The organism is Streptomyces sp. NBC_00631 (genome assembly GCF_045206895.1).
Classification (GTDB): Bacteria; Actinomycetota; Actinomycetes; order Streptomycetales; family Streptomycetaceae; genus Streptomyces.
Genome location: NZ_CP107734.1, coordinates 10,270,598 through 10,289,197 on the forward strand (window position 1 = coordinate 10,270,598; position 18,600 = coordinate 10,289,197).

Below are 18,600 nucleotides of genomic sequence, written 5' to 3' on the forward strand. Positions count from 1 at the left end.
CCTGAGCGGCAATATGTTGGAAAAGGCCGCGATCATTCTTGACTGCTTCAGCCCGACCGGGGGACCCTTCCGGCTCTCGGAACTTTCGGAGTGCACCGGTCTGCCCAAGCCGACGGTCCACCGGCTGGCGGGGGACCTCGTCCGGCTGGGGTGGCTGGAGCGGACCGGCCCGCACTACCGGCTGGGCGCGAAGCTGTTCGAGCTGGGCTCGCTGGTGCCGCACCGCCTCGATCTGCGGGAGGCGGCCCTGCCTTTCCTCCAGGATCTGTTCGAGGCCACCCGTGAGACCGTCCATCTCGGCGTGCGGGACGGCATGGACGTCGTCTATCTCGAACGCATCCACGGTCATGAGGCCCTCAGGCTGCCCTCGCGCATCGGCGGCAGCCTCCCGCTGAGCTGCACCGGCGTCGGCAAGGCCCTGCTCGCCTTCTCCGGTGCGGAACTGCTGGAGGACGTCCTGTCACGCCCGCTGCCGAGCCTCACCCCGCACTCCATCACCGACCCGGACCGCCTGCGCCTGGCGCTGGAGAAGATCCAGGTCTCCGGGCTCGCCTACGAAGAGCAGGAGGCCGCTTCGGAGGTGAGCTGTATCGCCGCCCCCGTCTTCGCCGGCGGCGCCGTGGTGGCCGCTCTGTCGGTGGCCGTACCCCGTGAACGCTACCGCCCCGCGCAGCTGGCCCCCGCGGTCCGGACGGCAGCCTTGGGGCTGTCCCGGGTGCTCCGCGACGGCCGCTGACCGCCGCGGATCCGCGGCGTGAGGTCTCCCGGCGGGGATCCGGCTTCGCCTTCTCGTCGACCAGTGACCGTGCCACGTTCGCGGCCATGGCGGTGGCCCGTTCCAGGGGGGTGTCCGCCTCCTTGCCCGGCAGTTCCACGGCGGCCGGCCAGGTCTCGAAGCTGCGTTCGATGACTGCGGCGATCAGGTCGTCCTTGTCCTTGAAGTGCCAGTAGATCGAACTGGCCGGCAGCCCGCACTTGGCGCTGACCGCGGCGATGGACGTGCCCTCGTACCCGCGCTCGCCCGCGATCTCCACGGTGGCGTCGAGGATCTTCTGCCGGGACTCCACTCCGTTCGCGCGCTTCTTGAGTGCCGTCTGCGGCCTGGTCGTCGAGTACGCCCTTCCGCCCTTGCGGCTCTTGACCATATTCCACACCCAAATTAACGTAGCGACCGTTCCAATTGTAGTGGACGCTACAGCAAGGGTCGAGGGACACGGTGAGGTGGCCTGGTGAGTGAGAAGAGCGCCGCGGAGAGTGCCGGGGGCGGTACCTACGACGTAGCGGTGATCGGCTTCGCGGCCCGGTTCCGGGTGGGCCGGGTCTTCCTCGCCGGGGACGCGGCGCACGCGATGCCGCCGTGGATCGGCCAGGGCATGGCGGCCGGCGTGCGCGACGCGGCGAACCTGTGCTGGAAGCTGCGGGCGGTGCTGCGCGGCGAGCTGCCCGAGTCGGTCCTCGACTCCTACGAGGCCGAACGCAAGCCGCACGTCAAAGAGGTCACCAGGCGGGCCGTGTTCGTCGGCCGGATGATCACCGAGCGCAGACGCGCGGTCACCCGGACCCGGGACGCGGTGATGCCGGCGCTGAGCCGCATCGGGGGTTTCAGCGACTGGCTGCAGGACTCCGACTGGATCCCCGTCGCCCGCTACGCCGACGGCCTCCAGGCCCGCCCCCGCACCAAGGCCACCGGTCACCAGATCCCGCAGCCCCGGGTGACCGGACCCGGCGGCGAAAGAGTCCGCCTGGACGACGCGTTGGGCGGTGGCTGGCTGCTGCTGCAACTCGGGTCCGCGAGCCCGCAACTGGCGTGGCAGCGCCTCGGCGTGCCGTCGCTGGCTGTCCTGCCGGTGGGCTCACGCCCGGCCGAGGGCGCGGTCGTCGACAGCGACGGCGTTCTGCTGCCCTGGCTGATGGAGCACAACGTGACCACCCTCGCCCTGCGCCCCGACGCCTACGTCTACGCCGCTGCCCCCGCCGGTGCCCGACTCCCGCCGCCCCCGGCCGGGTTCGCTCCGGAATCCCGACAGGCCACCTCGACCGCCAAGTGAGGACCACCATGACCACGCATCCTGAGCCGCCCGTGACGCAGGAGTCCCTGCTCGACGTCGCAGGCAGGAAGATCTTCGTCGCCGAGACCGGGAAGGGAGCGCCCGTCCTGCTGCTGCACGGCGGCGGCCCCGGCGCCTCCGGCGTCTCCAACTACAGCCGCAACATCGCCGAACTGGCCAAGGAACACCGGGTCATCATCCCCGACCTGCCCGGCTACGGCCGCAGCAGCAAGGGCATCGACCTCGCCGACCCCTTCGGCGCCCTCGCCACCGGTATCCGTGGAGTCCTCGATCAACTCGGCCTGGGGAAAGCCCACTTCGTCGGCAACTCCTACGGCGGCGCCTGCGCTCTGCGCCTGGCCCTGGACACCCCCGACCGGGTCGACCGCATGGTGCTGATGGGCCCCGGCGGCATCGGCACCACCCGCGCCCTTCCCACGCCCGGACTCAACAGCCTGCTCGGCTACTACACCGGGGACGGCCCGTCGCGGCTGAAACTGGAGAAGTTCATCCGCAACTACCTTGTCTTCAACGCCGCCCAGGTACCGGACTCGGTCATCGACGCCCGCTACGAGGCGAGCATCGACCCCGAAGTGGTCGCCAACCCGCCGCTGCAGCGCCCGAAGGACCTGCGCGCCGTATGGAAGATGGACTTCACGCGCGACAAGCGGCTGTCCCGGCTGCCGGTGCCGACCCTGGTGCTGTGGGGGGCGGCGGACCGGGTCAACCGCCCGTCCGGTGGCCGGATGCTGGCCGACCGGATGCCCAACTGCGACCTGTACGAGGTGGCCAACACCGGGCACTGGGTGCAGTGGGAGCGCGCCGAACTGTTCAACAGGCTGTGCGCCGACTTCCTGGCAGGCCGGCGATGAACGTCACCTCCGTCTTCGGCTCGGTCCACCTCGGCTACATCGTCGTCGAGACCGACCGCTTCACGGACTGGCGCCGCTTCGGCACCGACGCCATCGGCATGCACCGCGACGACCTCTCCCACGACCTGATGCGCTTCCGTCTCGACGACCAGGAGTGCCGCTTCCTGCTGCGGCGGGGTCCCGCCGAGGACGTCACGGCGATCGGCTGGCACATCGACGACCACGCCTCCTTCGAGCAGATCGAGGCCCGGCTCCGCGCCCATGGCGTGCCCGTCGTCCAGGGCTCCGCCGAGGAGGCCGCCCTGCGCGGCGTCGAACGCCTGCTGCGCTTCCCCGGCCCCAAGGGCATCGCCCAGGAGATCTACACCACCCCGGTGGTCTCGTCCGAGCCGTTGCGGATGCTCTCCTCGGGCTGGGTCACCGGCGACTCCGGCATGGGCCATGTCGCGATCACCTCCGCCAGGCCCACCCTGATGCGCGGCTACTACGACACCGTCTTCGACGCGCGCCTGACGGACTGCATCGACGAGACGATCAGCGGTGTCAAGCTCAAGATCCGCTTCCTGCGGGTCAACGAGCGCCACCACTCCATCGCCATCGCCGCCGTGAAGGGCCTGCCGATCGACCCGGTCCGCACCCGCGTCCAGCACCTCAACATCGAGGCCGCCCGCCTGGACGACCTGGCGCAGAGCTACGACCGTGTCTGCGAACTCGGCTTCGACATGGCCCTGTCGGTCGGCCGGCACACCAACGACAAGGAACTCTCCTACTACGCCCGCACCCCCTCCGGCTTCGAGTGGGAAGTGGGCTGGAACCCCCTCGTGATCGACGAGACCACCTGGGAACCCAGCACCCACCAGGGCATCAGCATCTGGGGTCACGAACCGGTGGGCCAGACCATCGTGGACAAGCTCGAACAGTTCCGGCTCGGCGCCCGTTCCCTCATCCACCCCGAGAGCACGGTCCCCGCCCTCAGCGGCACAGGCATTCCCGACGACTGACGGCCCCGGCCGGGCCGGCCCTCGGGCCCGGCCCGCCCGTGATCTCCCGCCGTCCCGCCGGTCCGCGGAAGGGCCCTGCGCTGTGAGCGGGTTCGCGGCCGTCCGGTCCGGTGACCGGAACCGGCCGTGACAGCCGGGGCCCCTGGGAGCAGCCTGGTGGGCCAACGAGGCGCCGGGCCAGGGCGGATCCAGATCGCCGGGGCGAGCGCCGGTACACAGCGGGGGACGCAGAGGTATGGGCCGTACGGACCGTGTGGACGACAGAGTGACCAGTGGGACGGCAAGGACGCAGGTGATCCGGGTGGCCGTGATCTCACCGGTCAGGATCTACCTCCAGGGCCTCGCGCACCTCCTGGAGAACGAGGAAGAAGTCCGGCTGGTGGGGACGGCGCCCGGAGTGGGCGCCGCGGAGGCACTGCTCGCGGGGGCGGACGTCGACGTGGTGCTGCTCGACATGACGGGGGAGACGGCCGGCGGGCCAGGCCTGGACGCGCTGCACCGGCTGGCCGAGCGCACCGACCTGCCGTGTGTGGTGCTCGGCATCCCCGGCCGGCCCGACGACGTCGTGGCAGCCCTACCCCGGCCTGCGCGCCGCCGCCCGCGCGCCGGCCCGCCGCCTCGCGCACCTCACGGGCGCCACGGTGGGGCTCAACGTCCTGCGGGAGGGACAGACCCTGGTGCTCGACTGGACGCCCGGCGACAGCGCCGGGGTGCTCGGCCGACCGCTCGACGCCGGGATCTGGCCATGGTCCACCGCGGCGGGCAAGGCACTGGTCGCCGGGGGCCGTCCGCGGCTCCCGCTGGGCCCGCTGCCCGGGTCCTGGCACCGGCAGGCCGAGGCGATCCGGGCCCGGGGCGCCGCCTTCGACCGGGAGGAGGTCACGGCCGGCGTGTGCTGTGTGGCCGTACCGGTCCCCGGCCCGAACGGCGCACCGCTGGCATCCCTGAGCGTCGTGACCGATCCCGCCCACAGCCTGGACCGGCTGGTGGGCGTGGCACAGCAGACGGGAAGGCTGATCGGCGCGGCCCTGCGCGGCCGGTGACGGCGCGGGGCGGGGAACATCGCCGGCACCGTGGATCTCGGCAGGCATCCCGGCACGACGATCCAAGCCCTCGCGTGACCGCGGCCTGACGACTGTCGCCGCCCGCGGTGGGCCGTCCCTCAGCGGAACCGCGAGGTCAGCAGCCGGGTCGGGGCGTTCAGGTGCCAGGGCGGCTCTCCGGTGGCGTGTCCGCCTCCGTCTGCCGCCGGGTGCGCATCACCACGCGGACGGTGCCCACCAGGAAGCCCGTGGCGAGCAGACCGCCCACGATCGCACCCTGTCGGATTCCGCGGGGGTCCCGTCCGTCGAGGTAGGCGATGTGGCGGACCTCGGTGGGGTGCGCGGGGTCGAACACGACGGGGACGTACATACCCGGTCGCGGATCGGTTGCCGAGCTGCTCGGGACGTCGACATGCGTGTGCACGGGGCCGGAAGGAGTGTCGAAGCGCACGGCCACGGAGTTCACCCATCCTTCCTCCGACCGGCCGCTGATCTCGACCACCATGGCGTCGGTACGGGAACCGTGCTGCCGGAGGTTCGCCAGCAGGTGGTACTCCTGGCCGGCGTTCCACCCCATGCCCGCGGCGAGCGCGGCGAACACCAGGAAACCCGCGGCGGCCCTCCGGGCTGTGGACCAGCGAGGGGCCAGCAGCCACGACTGCGGACCGAGCCGCAGCAGTGCCGCCACGCGGCCGCCGGGCGAAGGAATCCCGCCGGTCCCGTGGTGAGCCCGGTTCCGGTGGCCGGCCAGCAGCCTGAAGACGCCGTGCGCCGCGGTCAGCGCCACCGCCCAGCCGAGAGCGTAGAGCCGCAACGACCCGAGCGGCCCGAACACCCACCACACCACGATGGCGACGACGACCGTCGGCAGCTCCCACCCGGCGGGCGAGGCGTACGCATCCCGGCCGTCACTCGACGAAGACTCGCGCTCATCCACCGGCGCCTCCACCCGTTACGAGTTGAGACTCGCCGGCTTCCGCGTTGGTTGCAGCGCTATCCGGCCGCCCCGCGCCGGCTCTCTCTCGTCGCCCGGCCGCGGCGGAGAAGGTCAGGTCCGTGGCAGACCCGGCGGGCGCTCCCGTGCAGCAGCCGGACGCACGCGTAGGATCCGGCGTCCCTGGTGCCGGAGACACCGAACCGGACGGGTGGTCGACGACCGCGGGGCCGGGGCTGAGCGGGGGAGCGGGGGTCACGGGGTGGGGCGTTGGTCCCTCATGGCCTCACCGGTCGCAGCCCCCGGACCGGTCGCGGCGTACCCGGGGTGTACGGATGTCCGTGGTGCCCTTGTAGGCGTACGGGTCCCGGCCCGCGACCAGCACGATGTCCCGGAAGTCCGCCTGGGCCATGGGTGTGTCGGTCTCGGGGAGCGCCCAGGGAAGGAGCGACGAGGCGCTCATGTAGTGGTTGACCAGAGCCCGGCGGAAGCCCCGTCGACCGGTGTTGGGCAGCGACTTGTGCAGCAGATAGCCGTTGAAGAGCAGCACCGATCCGGCGGCGATCTCGACGGGAAGGGCGTCCGCCTCCTCGTACGGGAAGTCGTAGGACTCGACCGTGCAGTCGTAACGGGCGTCGTCGTGGCGCCGGTTGGGGTAGATGACGCCGCGGCGGTGCGAGCCGGGCAGGACCCACAGGCAGCCGTTGTCGACGGTGGCGTCGTCCAGTGCGAGCCAGGCGGCGGTCAGCGACCTGTCCCGGGTGGGGATGAACATCTCGTCCTGATGCCAGGCCTGGCCCGGCCTGCCCTCGGACTTGACGAACAGCATCGACTGCATCGCCTTGACGTCGGGGCCGATCACCCGGGTCAACGGCGTGACGACGGCGGGATGGCGCATGGTGGCGAGCATCAGCGCCGACAGCTTGTGCGGATAGTGCACGCACAGGAACCGCCGTACGGTGTCGTCGTCGCTCTCGCCCGCGACCGGCGGCGGAGCTCCCTCGACGAAGCCTCGCTCGCCCCGGCAGATCCGCACGGTCTCCGCGCGCAACTCCGCCACCTCCGCCGGCGCCAGGGCGCCCGGCAGCACGGCGTATCCGTCCCGGTGGAAGCGGGCCGCGATGTCGTCGGTGGGGTCGGTCATCAAGTCCCCCTTCTCGCCGGGATCCCCGGCACAGCGGAACGCGGTCGTCTTCCCGATGCTCCTGGACATCGCGCCCGCGTGCCATGGCACACCCCCGCACGGCGATGGCGGATCCGGTCACACCACAGCATCGGATCATCTGTCAGAAGCAATGCCGGTAAAGGCAGTTCACGTCTCTTGACGTGTTTCGTCGCGTCCGAGTAGCGTCAATCGGCACTTGCTAATACGTATTAAATGGGAGTGCTCATGGCCCCTCCCGAACGACGTAGACGCTCCACCCAACGGGACATCGCCCAGCGCGCCGGCGTCTCCCAGGCGACGGTGTCGCTGGTGATCAGCGGAGGCGCGGCGAGTGCGCAGATCGCGGAGTCCACCCGCCGGGCCGTGCTGGCGGCGGCCGAGGAACTGGGCTACGCGGCCAACGTCGCCGCACGCAGCCTGAAAGGCGGCCGGAACCGGCTGCTCGGGCTCTACACCTTCGAGTCGGTGTTCCCGACCGACCAGCGCGACTTCTACTACCCGTTCCTGCTCGGCGTCGAGGAGGAGACGGCACGGCAGGGCTACGACCTGCTGCTGTTCTGCTCCGGCGGGGGCGGAACCGGTGCGCCGGGTGCCGCGAACTCCTCTGGTGCTCCGATGGCCGAGCGGTCCATCTACGCGGGCGGGACCAACCGCCTGAAGATCGCGGACGGTTGCGTCCTGCTCGGCCGCAACGTCCGCCGCGAGGAGCTGTCGGCGCTGGTCCGCGAGGACTTCCCGTTCGTCTTCGTCGGACGCCGCGAGGTGGACGACGGCGAACTCTCCTACGTGGCCGCCGACTACGTCTCGGCGACCGCGGCCCTCGTCGCCGAGCTGGCGCGACTCGGCCACCGGCGGATCCTGTATCTGCGGGCACCGCAGGACAGCGAGCCCACCAGGGACCGTGAGGAGGGATACCGGCGCGGACTGGCCGAGGCCGGCATCGTCGCGGACGAGGCGCTGATCCGGAGTCTGGCCGATCCGGCCGACCTGACGGTCGAGCAGGTGGAAGGGTGGATCGGCGGGCTCGGGATCACCGCGCTGCTGGTGGAGCCGACCGAGGACAACCGGCTCACCGAGGCGCTGGCGACGATGGCCGGCACGCGGCGGGTCCGGTTCCCAGAGGACTGCTCGCTGGCCCTGCTGGGTGATCCGCCGTCCTGGACACCCAAGTCGCGGAACTGGACACGGTTCTCGCTGCCCCGCGCCCAGATGGCCGGGGAAGCCGTACGGGTCCTGGTCGAGCTGCTCGACCAGGAGACCCCCGAGCCCCGGCAACTGACCGTGCCCTGCGCCTTCGTACCGGGCGACTCGGTCGGGCCGGTACGCACCGCAGGTACCCGTGGCGGAAGGCCGCGGACATGATCCGGATGATCGTGCACCGGCTGCTCATCGGGGTCTTCGTGATGTGGGGCGCCGCCTCGCTGATCTTCCTCATCGTCCGGGCCGCGCCCGGCGACCCCGCGACCGTCCTGCTCGGCCCGGACGCCACCCGGAGCCAGATCGACCAGCTGCGCGCCTCGCTCGGCCTCGACCGGCCGCTCGGCGCCCAGTACCTCAGCTACCTCGGCGACGTCTGCCGGCTCGACTTCGGCCAGTCGCACTGGCTCGGCAGGTCCGCCATGGGCGCGGTCCTGGACCGGCTGCCCGCCACCATCGACCTCACCGTGACGGCCACCGTGATCGCGGTGATCGCGGGGCTGACGCTCGGCATGCTGGCCGGGGCGCGGCCGGGCGGGGTGCTGGACCGGGTGGTATCGGCCTGCACGATCGCCCTCCAGTCGTTCCCCACGTTCTGGATCGGCATCATGCTGGTGCTGGTCTTCGCCCTGACCCTGCGTCTGCTGCCCAGTTCCGGGGTCGGCACGCCCCAGCACCTGGTGCTGCCGGCCGTCACCCTCTCCTTCCCGTTCGTCGCGATCATCGCCCGGCTGACCCGGACCAGCCTCGCGGAGACGATGCGCGAGAGCTACATCCGGACCGCGCGTTCCAAGGGACTGACCGAACGGCAGGTGCTGTTCGGGCACGCCCTGCGCAACTCGCTGATCCCGGTGGTGACCGTGGTGGGCGTCCAGGTCGGGGCGCTGGTCGGCGGCGCCGTGATCGTCGAGAACGTGTTCGCCTGGCCCGGCCTCGGATCGCTCGTGGTGGAGGCGGTGGCCAACCGCGACTACACCGTCGTACAGGGCGCCACCCTGCTGATCGCCGGCATCGTCGTCGTCCTCAACCTGATGGTGGACCTGCTCATCGCCCAACTGGACCCGCGGATCCGGACGGGAGCCGTCTGATGGCCGGCAGCACCGTCGCCGTCGACAGGCCGACGACCGCTCCGCGACGGGGCCGGCGCTCCCTCCTCTCCCGCGTCCCCGCCCTGGTCGTGGGCTGCTACCTGCTGGTGGCCGTCGTCGGGCCCATGCTGGTCCACTACGACCCGGTGCACACGTCCCTGGACGACCGGCTGCTCGCACCCGGCTCCAAGGTGTCCACCGGAGGCACGGCCTGGCTCGGCACGGACGGGCTCGGCCGCGACCTGCTCGCCCAGATCGTCTACGGGGCCCGGACGGCGGTCCTCGTCGGCGTGTCCACGGTCGCGCTGTCCTGCCTGGCCGGGGTCCTCCTCGGCGCCGTCGCCGGTTACTTCCGGGGCGCCGCCGACGCCGTCCTCGCCCGGATCTTCGACGTCCTGCTGGCGTTTCCCGCGATCCTGCTGGCGATCGTGATCGCGGGCGCCTTCCAGCGCAGCGTCCTGCTGGTCGTCCTCGCGCTCTCGGCGACCGGCTGGATCGGCTTCGCCCGCGTCACCCGGGGCATCGCGCTCTCCCTCAGGGAACGGCCCTGGGTCGACGCCGCCCGGGTGCTGGGCGTGCCGGGCCGGACCGTCCTCGCCCGGCACGTGCTCCCCTTCACGGCGGGACCGGTCGTCGCCCTCGCCACACTCGAATTCGCCCTCGTGGTGCTGGCGGAGGCGGGCCTCAGCTTCCTCGGTATCGGCCTGCCCCCGTCGACCGTGTCCTGGGGGCAGATCATCGCCAACGGCAAGGAATACCTCGAAACGCAATGGTGGATCTCCACCCTGCCGGGCATCGCCCTGTCCCTCCTGATCGTCAACGTGGGCATCCTCGGCGACCAGCTCACCGCCCGCTACGGGCGTGGCCGCTCCGACTGACCGGCTGACTCCGACCGACCCTCGATCGAGAGGAGCACCATCATGACCAGGACGCGTGCGCACGGGCGGAGCCGGCTGATCCGGCTCGCCGCCACCGCCACGGCGGGCGCGGCGCTCCTCGCCGCCTGTTCGACGACCACCGGCGGCGACAACGGAGGCGGTTCCGGCTCCGGCGACGTGACGGTCGCCGGTACCTACCCGATCGAGAGCCTTGACCCGCACGGGGCCCAAGGCGCCTCCACCGGAACTCAGTTGGCCGCCCAGGAGATCTTCAGCAGACTCGTGAAACCCGACGCCGACGGGACCCTCGAAGGCGATCTCGCCACCTCCTGGAAGCCGAACGGGTCCGTGACGGCCTGGACGTTCACGCTCCGCTCCGGTGTCACGTTCTCCGACGGCTCCGCCCTCGACGCCGACGACGTGATCGCCTCCTTCCAGCGGATGATCAGCCTGAACGGCCCCAACGCGGGCAACTTCCCGGGCGACACGATGACCAGGGTGTCCGCCACCGAAGTGGTCCTGCACAGCCCGGCACCCGATGCCTCGGTCCCCGGCAAGCTCGGCACCTTCTACGTCCTCCCGTCGGGCGTCGGCAAGGACGACACCGCCTTCTTCAACCACCCCGTCGGTTCGGGCCCGTTCACCGTGGACGCGTTCACCCCGAGCGAGTCGCTGGTCCTGGTGCCCAACAGGAAGTACCGGGGCACGAAGCCCACGCTCGGCAAGGTCACGGTACGGAACATCCCCGAGCTCGCGGCCCGCATGACCGCACTGCGCACCGGTGAGGTCGACGTCGTCTGGGGCATCCCCGACGACCAACTGGCCTCTCTGAAAGGCCAGAAGGACCTGACGGTGCGGACCGTGCCGAGCAGCGCCGAGTTCACCATGTGGTTCAACTCCTCGGTCCCCGCCCTCAAGGACGCGAAGGTGCGCCGGGCGATCTGGCAGGCGGTCGACTTCAGGACCATCATCAGCAAGCTCTATCCCGATACCGGCGAGGCGGCCGACGCCCCCGTGACGAGCGTCGTCCTCGGCCATGTGGCGCAGCCCGCCGTGGCATACGACCCGGCAGCCGCGAAGGCGGCCCTCACCGCCGCGGGCTTCGACTTCTCCAGGAAGCTCCGGCTCCAGTTCGCCAACGACGAGTTCAAGCCCTTCATCCAGGCCGTCGTCTCCGACCTGCAGAAGGTCGGCGTGCAGGTGGAGCCGCTGGAGAAGGAGCAGGCCGTCTTCACGGAGGACCTGCTCGCACTCAAGTGGGACATCAACTTCCAGCAGCTGGCCACCCCCAGCTACGACGCGGCCAGCAACCTCGGCCGTCTCTACACCTGTGCGGCCAAGCGCATGGGCTACTGCAACAGGAAGCTGGACGGCCTGCTGGCGGCGGCGGGCGCCACGGCCGACAAGAACAGGCGCACCGGCCTCTACGGCCGGGCGAGCCACATCATCTGGCAGGACGCGGTGGGGATGTACCCGATGTCGGTGAGCATCGCCTACGCCTGGAACAGCGACCTCAAGGGATTCGTCCCCGACGCCAGCGGGCTGCCCGACTTCGCCGGCGTACGGACCGGCCACTCGTGACCCCCGCCGGAACCGCGCGCGAACACGGGCCCGGGCAGGCGCCACCCGCGACCGACGGACCGGTCCTGCGGATCGACGGCCTGGTGGTGGAACTGCCCGGCCCGCACGGCACCCGGACCCGCGTGGTGGACGGCGTCTCCTTCGACGTGCCCCGGGCCACCACCGTGGGGCTGATCGGCGAGTCCGGCAGCGGGAAGACCATGACGGCCCAGGCGATCCTGGGCCTGCCACCCGAGGGCGCCACCCTGGCGGGCCGGCTGCTGTGGCACGGCGAGGACCTGCTCGCCGCCGCCCCGGCACGGCGCCGTGCGGTACGCGGCCGGGAGATCGCCATGATCTTCCAGGACCCGCTCGCCGCCCTCAACCCGACCCAGCGGATCGGCCGTCAGATCGGCGAGATACCGCGCCGCGACCGGCTGCCGCGCGCCGAGGTCCACCGCCGGGTCCTCGAACTCCTCGACCGGGTGGGCGTGCCGGAGCCGGCACGGCGGACACGCGCCTACCCGCACGAACTCTCCGGCGGCCTGCGTCAACGCGCCATGATCGCGATGGCGTTGGCCGGGAATCCCGCGCTGCTCCTCGCCGACGAGCCCACGACGGCGCTCGACGTCACCGTGCAGTCCCGGATCCTGCGGCTGCTGGCCGACATCCAGGCGGCGGACGGCCTGGCGATGCTGCTGGTCAGCCACGACCTGCGGGTCGTGTCGCACGTCGGCGACCAGGTCGTGGTGATGTACGCGGGGCGGGTCTGCGAACGCGGGCCCGCCCGGGACGTACTGCGGCGGCCCGCCCATCCGTACACCGCCGCCCTGGTGCGCAGCGTGCCCGCCGTGCGGACCCGTACCGCACTGGCGGATCCGCTGCCCGGAGCCCCGGCGACACCGGCGCACCGGCCGGCCGGCTGCGCGTTCCATCCGCGCTGCCCACTGGCCCGTGCCCGGTGCCGCGCCGAGACGCCCCAGGCGCGGGAGGTCGCGCCCGGCCGCTGGAGCGCCTGCCACTTCGCCGAGGAGGTGCCGGGATCGTGAGCGCCAGTGACCGGGGAACCCCTGGCGTGCCCGCACTCCTCGACGTGCGAGATCTGCGCGTCACTTACGGAGGTTACGGAGGACGGCGCGGCGGCCAGCTCGCCGTGGACGGGGTGAGTCTGTCGGTGGCACCGGAGGAGACCCTCGGGCTGGTCGGCGAGTCGGGCTCCGGCAAGACGACCGTGGCCCGCTGCGTGGCCGGACTGCTGCGGCCCCGCGCCGGGACCGTCACCTTCGAGGGACGGCCGCTCCGCCGCGCCGGGCGCCGGCCGCCCGACCTGCAGCGTGCGGTGCAGATGGTGTTCCAGGACCCGCGTTCGTCGCTGAACCCGCGGATGACGGTCGCCTCGATCATCGCCGAGGTCTGGCGCACCCACCCGGTCACCGCGCCCGAGGGCGACCGCACCGGGGCACTGCACCGGCTCCTCTCCGGCATGGGGCTCGACCCCGAGGTGGCGGCACGGCGCGCGGGGGACCTGTCGGGCGGTCAGTGCCAGCGGGTCAGCATCGCCAGAGCCCTGGCGGTACGGCCCCGGCTGCTGGTGTGCGACGAGGCGGTCTCGGCGCTCGACGTCTCGGTCCAGGCCCAGATCCTGCGGCTGCTGGCCGATCTGCGCGCCCGTCACCGGCTCGCCATGCTGTTCATCTCGCACGACCTGGGGGTGGTGCACCAGATCGCCGACCGGGTGGCGGTGATGCGCCGGGGCGTGATCGTGGAGGAGGGCCGGACCGGCGCGGTGCTGACCGCACCGCGCCACGAGTACACCCGGGCGCTGCTGGACGCGGCGCTGGACCTGGACGACTCGGTGCCTGGGGACGGTACCGCCGACGGCAGGGCGGTCGTATGAGCAGGAGCGGAGCCGAAGAGCGGAGCGGCACCGGGACGCCCGCGAGGACCGGCTGGAACACCTGGGACGTCCGCACCCACACCGGTATGAGCCGGCTGCCGTCCGGCCCACGGGTGCGGTTCGGCGTACTCGGCCCCGAAGGTCCGGTGCTCGACGGGTTCACCTGGCGCGACGGACTGGAGCGGCTCGGCCCGCACACCGTGGACGGCGGCTACGCCGAGGTGACGGTACGCGCGGCGGGCCACCGGCTGCGGCTGGAGTTCGCGGGCGGACCCGGCGACATCCTGCACGTCCGCGCCGAGAGCACGGGCCAGGTCGTACTGTCCGTGGAAGGCCTGACCCGCATCGACGAGCCGGCGGACCGCCCGGACGTGGCGGGCAACGGCGGAGTCGGCTCCGTCCTGGCGGGCGGCATCCGCTGGACGGTCGCCGCGTCGTCGCCCGCCCGCAGGGTCGAGGGACCGGCGGACGCACTGGTCCTGGGCTTCGGCGGTCCCGGCCCGGTGGAACTGCGGATCGCGCCGGCCGACGCACCCGGCACGGTGGCCCGGACCGCCGGCGCACTCGCGGATCACCGCGCGGCCGCCGACCGGACCCGGCTGCGGTCCGGCGGCTGGCTCGGCGCCGCCGCCGACGCCCTGACCAGGGCCGTCACCTGGAACACCATCCACGCCCCCGACCTCGGCCGGGTCCTCACCCCGACCTCCAGGGACTTCGTCTGCGCCGACCGGAAGGGCTTCTACGGCACCTGGGCCCTGCACGCCTGGGACACGTTCTTCACCGGCCTCGTCGCCTCGGCCGTCGACCGGGACTACGCGCGCGGCATCTTCGAACAGATCCTTCCGTACGCGGACGAGGCCGGCATGATCCCGAACCGGATCTCGGACGACCGGGGCCGCACCGACGACCGTTCGCAGCCGCCGGTCGGCGCACTGACGGTGTACCAGGCCTACCTGGCGGGCGGACTGTCGCCCAGGACCCGCGACGCGGCGCTGCTGGAGAACACCTTTCCGGCGCTGCTCGCCTGGCACGACTGGTGGCCCCGGGCCCGCCGCGGACCGCACGGACTGCTCGCCTGGGGCTCCGACCCGATCGCGGGCGACCCGGCGTCGGCGACCCTGGACCGCGCCCGACGCGAGTCGGGCCTGGACGATTCGCCGATGTACGACGAGACCCGTTACGACCCGGCGACCCACACCATGGACCTCGCCGACGTCGGCCTGAACGCGCTGCACATCGCCGATGCCGAAGCGCTGGCGGACATCGCCGGCCTCCTGGGGAAGCCCGCGACGGCCGACCGGCTGCGCGCCGAGGCCACCACGGCGAGGACGGTCGCCGACCGGCTGCTGTGGGACGCCGAACGGAACGGCTACCGCAACCTCACCTCGGCGGGCGGGCATGATCCGCACGTCTCGCCGACGATGCTGTACGCGCTGCTGGGCGGTTTGCCGGACGCCCCTCGTGCGGCAGCCGTGGCCGCCGATCTGCTGCGGCCCGAAGTGCTGGGCGGGATGAGGCCGTTGCCCAGCGTGGCCCGTGACGACCCCGGATTCGCGGCGACGTACTGGCGCGGCCGCATCTGGGCGCCCATGGCGTATCTCGCCGTCCGCGGGCTGCGGCGGTACGGGCTGACCGGGCTGAGCCGGCCGGTGGTGGGGAACCTGCTGCGGCTGTTCCTCGACGAGTGGCGCGTGCACGGCCACGTCAGGGAGAACTATCCGGCCGTCGACGGCGAGAACCTGACGGGCTTCGAGAAACGCTCGGACGGACTGATGGCCTGGGGAGGCCTGCTGGCGTATCTCGCCTTCGGCGAGCTCGCCGACGCACGTCCCGACGGCTGGCGGTTCGCCCACCCGGGCGAACCGGCCGAACTGGGCAACCTGCCGCTCGGTGAGGGCCGCCTCGACGTGCTGGCGGACCGGCGGCTCACCGTCCGCCTCGACGGAGGGGTCCTGCTGGACATGGCACCCGGAGTCGTCGTGCTGGGGTACCGGCGTACCCCCGGCCGTGTCACCGGGACCGCCGAAGGCAACGGCGACCTGCTGGTCACCCCGCCGGGCGGCGGCCCGCCCGTACCGGTGGACGTGCGCGGCGCGCCTCGACGGTTCACGTTCGGTCCGGACGACGCGGGTGACGACGTACAGGAAGGGAGCGGTCCATGAGCGCGCCGACGTGGGCGGCCACGGACATCCTCGTCGTGGGCGGGGGCCTCGGCGGGGTGGCCGCGGCGCTGGCCGCCCTGGACCGGGGGCGGTCGGTCCTGCTCACCGAGGAGACCGACTGGATCGGCGGCCAGCTCACCAGCCAGGGCGTACCGCCCGACGAACACGCCTGGATCGAGCAGTTCGGTGCCACCCGTACCTACCGCGCGCTGCGCGAGGCGGTCCGCGAGCACTACCGCACCTGGTATCCGCTCACCGAGGAGGCCAGGCGGCGACGGCATCTCAACCCGGGGGAGGGGCGGGTGAGCGCGCTGTGCCACGAACCGCGGGTGGGCGCCGCCGTGCTGGATGCCATGGTGGCGCCCTACGTGGCCGCGGGACGGTTGCGGATCCTGTACCGGTACCGCCCGGTGGCCGCGTCCGTGGACGGCGACCGGGTACGGTCCGTGGCCGTCGAAGGCCCGGACGGTACGCGGGTCGAGGTGTCGGCGCCGTACGTCCTGGACGCGACGGAACTCGGCGACCTGCTGCCGCTGACCGGCACCGAGCACGTGACGGGCTTCGAGTCGCGGCGGGACACCGGGGAGCCGAGCGCCCCCGGCGAGGCACAGCCGGCCAACATGCAGGCGTTCTCGTGGGTGTTCGCCGTCGACCACCGGGCCGGGGAGGACCACACCGTCGACCGGCCCGCGGGTTACGACGGCTGGGCCGCCTACCACCCCCCGCAGTGGCCGAACCGGCTGCTGAGCCTGAGCGCCCCCGACCCGAGGACGCTGGCGACCGTACCGCGCGGCTTCACCCCGAACGCCGACTCGGGGCCGGTCGTCGCCGACCAGAGCAAGGACGCGGGCGACAGGGAACTCTGGGAGTTCCGCCGGGTGTTCTCCCGGAAGCTGTACCGGCCGGGCTTCGCCGCGAGCGATGTGACCATCGTCAACTGGCCCATGATCGACTACCTGCCCGGTCCGCTGATCGGCGTCGACGACAAGGAACGGGACCGGCATCTGGCGGCGGCCCGCGAGCTGAGCATGAGCATGCTCTACTGGCTCCAGACCGAGGCGCCCCGCCCCGACGGCGGCACCGGCTGGCCCGGCCTGCGGCTGCGCGGCGATGTGCTGGGCACGGCCGACGGGCTGGCCAAGGCGCCGTACATCCGCGAGTCGCGCCGGATCGTCGCCCGGCGCCGGATCGTCGAACAGGACCTCTCCCTCGCGGTGCGCGGCGAGCGCGGCGCGGTGCGCTACCCGGACTCGGTCGGCATCGGCATGTACCGGATCGACCTGCATCCTTCCACCGGCGGCGACACCTACGTCGACGTGGCCAGCAGCCCCTTCCAGATCCCGCTGGGCGCCCTGCTCCCGGTGCGGGTGCGGAACCTGCTGCCGGTGTGCAAGAACATCGGCACCACCCACATCACCAACGGCTGCTACCGGCTGCACCCCGTCGAGTGGAACATCGGCGAGGCGGCCGGGTCGCTGGCCGCGTACTGCCTCGACAACCGCCTGGATGTCGAGCAGGTGTACGAGGACGGCGAGGAGCTGAGCCGTTTCCAGGACGAACTCGTCCGCGCCGGGGTCGAACTGGCCTGGCCCGAGGTCAAGGGGTACTGATGGGCGGTCAGGGCAGGGGGGCCCACGGGGCGGGACAGGCCGGGCGATCCGGGCCGGGAGGGCCGAGCGAGGCGCCCCGAAGAGGCGCGGGGCTGCATCCATGTGCGGCTCCGCCGCGGGGCGCGACCGGCCACGACGGTGCCGCAGCCGAACAGCGGCAGACGACGGTCGAGCACCTGGCCCGCGAAGAGAGGGGACAGATCGACGGACGCACGCTACTGAGCGGTGTGATCGTGCCGCTGGTCACCCCGATGGACCGCCCCGGACACCCCTCGGCCCCGGCCGCCGACACCCTGCTCCGCGCGCTGGCGGCGGCCGGCGCCCGCGGCCTCATGCTCTTCGGCAGCAACGGGGAGGGGCCGCTGCTGCCCATGGCGGAACTGGGCGCGTTCGCCGTCGGGGTGGCTGAGCGCTGGCGTGAACTCACCGACGGGGGGCCGGTGTTGGTGAACGTCACGGCACCCGGCACCGCCGAGGCCCTGGCGCGGGCAAAGGCCGTGCGCCCCGCCGCGCCGGACGCGCTGGTACTCAGCCCCCCGATCTACTTCCGCCACCGGCACGACGAGATCGTCACCCACTACGCCGCCTTCGCCGGCCTCGGCGTTCCCGTCGTCGCCTACCACGCGCCCCGCTACGGCAACCCGCTCACGCCCGCCCTGCTCGACGAACTGACGGGCCTCGCACACCTGGTGGGCCTCAAGGACAGCTCGGGCGACCTCGCGCTGTTCCGCCACGCCCTCGCGGCGGCGGCCCGGCGGCGCGACGGCTTCGGGGTCAGCCAGGGCGCGGAGCGCCAGGCACTCGACGCGCTGCGGCTCGGGGCCGACGGAGTCGTCCTCGGGGTGGCCAATGTGGCGCCCGCGGTGACCGTCGAGCTCTTCCGGGCCCACCGCGAACGCCGGGACGCGGACGCGCGGCGCGCGCAGCAACTGCTGGACGGGGTACTGGCGTTGCACACCGTCCGCCCCGGCGTCCCGGCGGTGAAGGCCGTCCTGGCCGAACGCGGACTGTGCCCGCCGTACGCCGCGGCGCCCTTCACACCGTGTTCCGAGGGGGAGCGGAAGGCGCTGCTCGACCTGCTCGCCCCGCTCGACGCGCATCTCGTACGCGCCTGATTCCGGGGTCCGTACGCGGCGTGCCCTGTC

At 72.4% G+C, this 18,600-nt stretch carries 16 protein-coding genes and 2 pseudogenes; 14 read left to right on the forward strand and 4 right to left on the reverse strand.

Translation table 11 applies throughout. The features are described from left to right. Nucleotides 1–13: 13 nt before the first annotated feature. Nucleotides 14–736, forward strand: coding sequence for an IclR family transcriptional regulator (locus tag OHB00_RS46285; RefSeq protein WP_406446295.1), 723 nt, complete (start codon nucleotides 14–16; stop codon nucleotides 734–736). A 55-nt stretch (nucleotides 737–791) separates the two neighbouring features. Here OHB00_RS46285 and OHB00_RS46290 read toward each other — a convergent pair. Beyond that, a pseudogene (locus tag OHB00_RS46290) lies at nucleotides 792–1,145 on the reverse strand (TetR/AcrR family transcriptional regulator); the annotation flags it as partial. Nucleotides 1,146–1,286: 141 nt separating this feature from the next. Here OHB00_RS46290 and OHB00_RS46295 point away from each other — a divergent pair. From OHB00_RS46295 to OHB00_RS46305, 3 genes and pseudogenes are all read left to right on the forward strand, one after another. Beyond that, nucleotides 1,287–2,048: pseudogene (locus OHB00_RS46295) on the forward strand (FAD-dependent monooxygenase); the annotation flags it as partial. Between the two features lie 8 nt (nucleotides 2,049–2,056). Further along, on the forward strand, nucleotides 2,057–2,920 hold the full coding sequence (locus tag OHB00_RS46300; protein ID WP_406444369.1) for an alpha/beta fold hydrolase: 864 nt from the start codon (nucleotides 2,057–2,059) through the stop codon (nucleotides 2,918–2,920). Next, a complete protein-coding gene (locus OHB00_RS46305; RefSeq protein WP_406444371.1) occupies nucleotides 2,917–3,921 on the forward strand; it encodes a VOC family protein in 1,005 nt (334 codons plus the stop codon). The genes OHB00_RS46300 and OHB00_RS46305 overlap by 4 nt, the downstream gene beginning before the upstream one ends. A 313-nt stretch (nucleotides 3,922–4,234) precedes the next feature. Here OHB00_RS46305 and OHB00_RS46310 read toward each other — a convergent pair whose 3' ends face one another. After that, on the reverse strand, nucleotides 4,235–4,420 hold the full coding sequence (locus tag OHB00_RS46310; RefSeq protein WP_406444373.1) for a hypothetical protein: 186 nt from the start codon (nucleotides 4,418–4,420) through the stop codon (nucleotides 4,235–4,237). A 28-nt stretch (nucleotides 4,421–4,448) separates the two neighbouring features. On the opposite strand from OHB00_RS46310, the gene OHB00_RS46315 reads away from it, so the two are divergent. Beyond that, on the forward strand, nucleotides 4,449–4,964 hold the full coding sequence (locus OHB00_RS46315) for an IclR family transcriptional regulator C-terminal domain-containing protein (RefSeq protein WP_406444375.1): 516 nt from the start codon (nucleotides 4,449–4,451) through the stop codon (nucleotides 4,962–4,964). A gap of 157 nt (nucleotides 4,965–5,121) precedes the next feature. Here OHB00_RS46315 and OHB00_RS46320 read toward each other — a convergent pair whose 3' ends face one another. Both OHB00_RS46320 and OHB00_RS46325 read right to left on the reverse strand, forming a co-directional pair. Continuing rightward, nucleotides 5,122–5,901 carry a DUF3592 domain-containing protein gene (locus tag OHB00_RS46320; RefSeq protein WP_406444376.1) on the reverse strand — a complete coding sequence of 260 codons (780 nt, stop codon included), beginning with the start codon at nucleotides 5,899–5,901 and terminating at the stop codon, nucleotides 5,122–5,124. Nucleotides 5,902–6,184: 283 nt separating this feature from the next. Further along, on the reverse strand, nucleotides 6,185–7,042 hold the full coding sequence (locus OHB00_RS46325; RefSeq protein ID WP_406444378.1) for a phytanoyl-CoA dioxygenase family protein: 858 nt from the start codon (nucleotides 7,040–7,042) through the stop codon (nucleotides 6,185–6,187). Nucleotides 7,043–7,288: 246 nt separating this feature from the next. Between OHB00_RS46325 and OHB00_RS46330 the strand changes: the two genes are divergently transcribed. From OHB00_RS46330 to OHB00_RS46370, 9 genes are all read left to right on the forward strand, one after another. Next, nucleotides 7,289–8,425, forward strand: coding sequence for a LacI family DNA-binding transcriptional regulator (locus tag OHB00_RS46330; RefSeq protein WP_406444379.1), 1,137 nt, complete (start codon nucleotides 7,289–7,291; stop codon nucleotides 8,423–8,425). Next, nucleotides 8,422–9,348: an ABC transporter permease gene (locus tag OHB00_RS46335; RefSeq protein ID WP_406444381.1), complete on the forward strand. Its 927-nt coding sequence runs from the start codon at nucleotides 8,422–8,424 to the stop codon at nucleotides 9,346–9,348. Before OHB00_RS46330 ends, OHB00_RS46335 begins: the two co-directional genes overlap by 4 nt. Next, entirely contained in the window at nucleotides 9,348–10,226 is an 879-nt protein-coding gene (locus OHB00_RS46340; RefSeq protein ID WP_406444382.1) for an ABC transporter permease, read from the forward strand. The genes OHB00_RS46335 and OHB00_RS46340 overlap by 1 nt, the downstream gene beginning before the upstream one ends. A gap of 42 nt (nucleotides 10,227–10,268) precedes the next feature. Continuing rightward, nucleotides 10,269–11,807 carry an ABC transporter substrate-binding protein gene (locus tag OHB00_RS46345; protein WP_406444384.1) on the forward strand — a complete coding sequence of 513 codons (1,539 nt, stop codon included), beginning with the start codon at nucleotides 10,269–10,271 and terminating at the stop codon, nucleotides 11,805–11,807. After that, nucleotides 11,804–12,835 (forward strand): ABC transporter ATP-binding protein, encoded by a 1,032-nt coding sequence (locus OHB00_RS46350; RefSeq protein WP_406444386.1) that lies wholly within the window; start codon nucleotides 11,804–11,806, stop codon nucleotides 12,833–12,835. The genes OHB00_RS46345 and OHB00_RS46350 overlap by 4 nt, the downstream gene beginning before the upstream one ends. After that, a complete protein-coding gene (locus tag OHB00_RS46355) occupies nucleotides 12,832–13,683 on the forward strand; it encodes an ATP-binding cassette domain-containing protein (RefSeq protein ID WP_406444388.1) in 852 nt (283 codons plus the stop codon). The genes OHB00_RS46350 and OHB00_RS46355 overlap by 4 nt, the downstream gene beginning before the upstream one ends. Beyond that, entirely contained in the window at nucleotides 13,680–15,845 is a 2,166-nt protein-coding gene (locus OHB00_RS46360; protein WP_406444390.1) for an MGH1-like glycoside hydrolase domain-containing protein, read from the forward strand. The genes OHB00_RS46355 and OHB00_RS46360 overlap by 4 nt, the downstream gene beginning before the upstream one ends. Continuing rightward, entirely contained in the window at nucleotides 15,842–17,455 is a 1,614-nt protein-coding gene (locus tag OHB00_RS46365; protein WP_406444392.1) for an FAD-dependent oxidoreductase, read from the forward strand. The genes OHB00_RS46360 and OHB00_RS46365 overlap by 4 nt, the downstream gene beginning before the upstream one ends. A 227-nt stretch (nucleotides 17,456–17,682) precedes the next feature. Continuing rightward, nucleotides 17,683–18,570, forward strand: a complete 888-nt coding sequence (locus tag OHB00_RS46370; RefSeq protein ID WP_406444393.1) for a dihydrodipicolinate synthase family protein — start codon at nucleotides 17,683–17,685, stop codon at nucleotides 18,568–18,570. The last annotated feature ends 30 nt before the right edge of the window (nucleotides 18,571–18,600 follow it).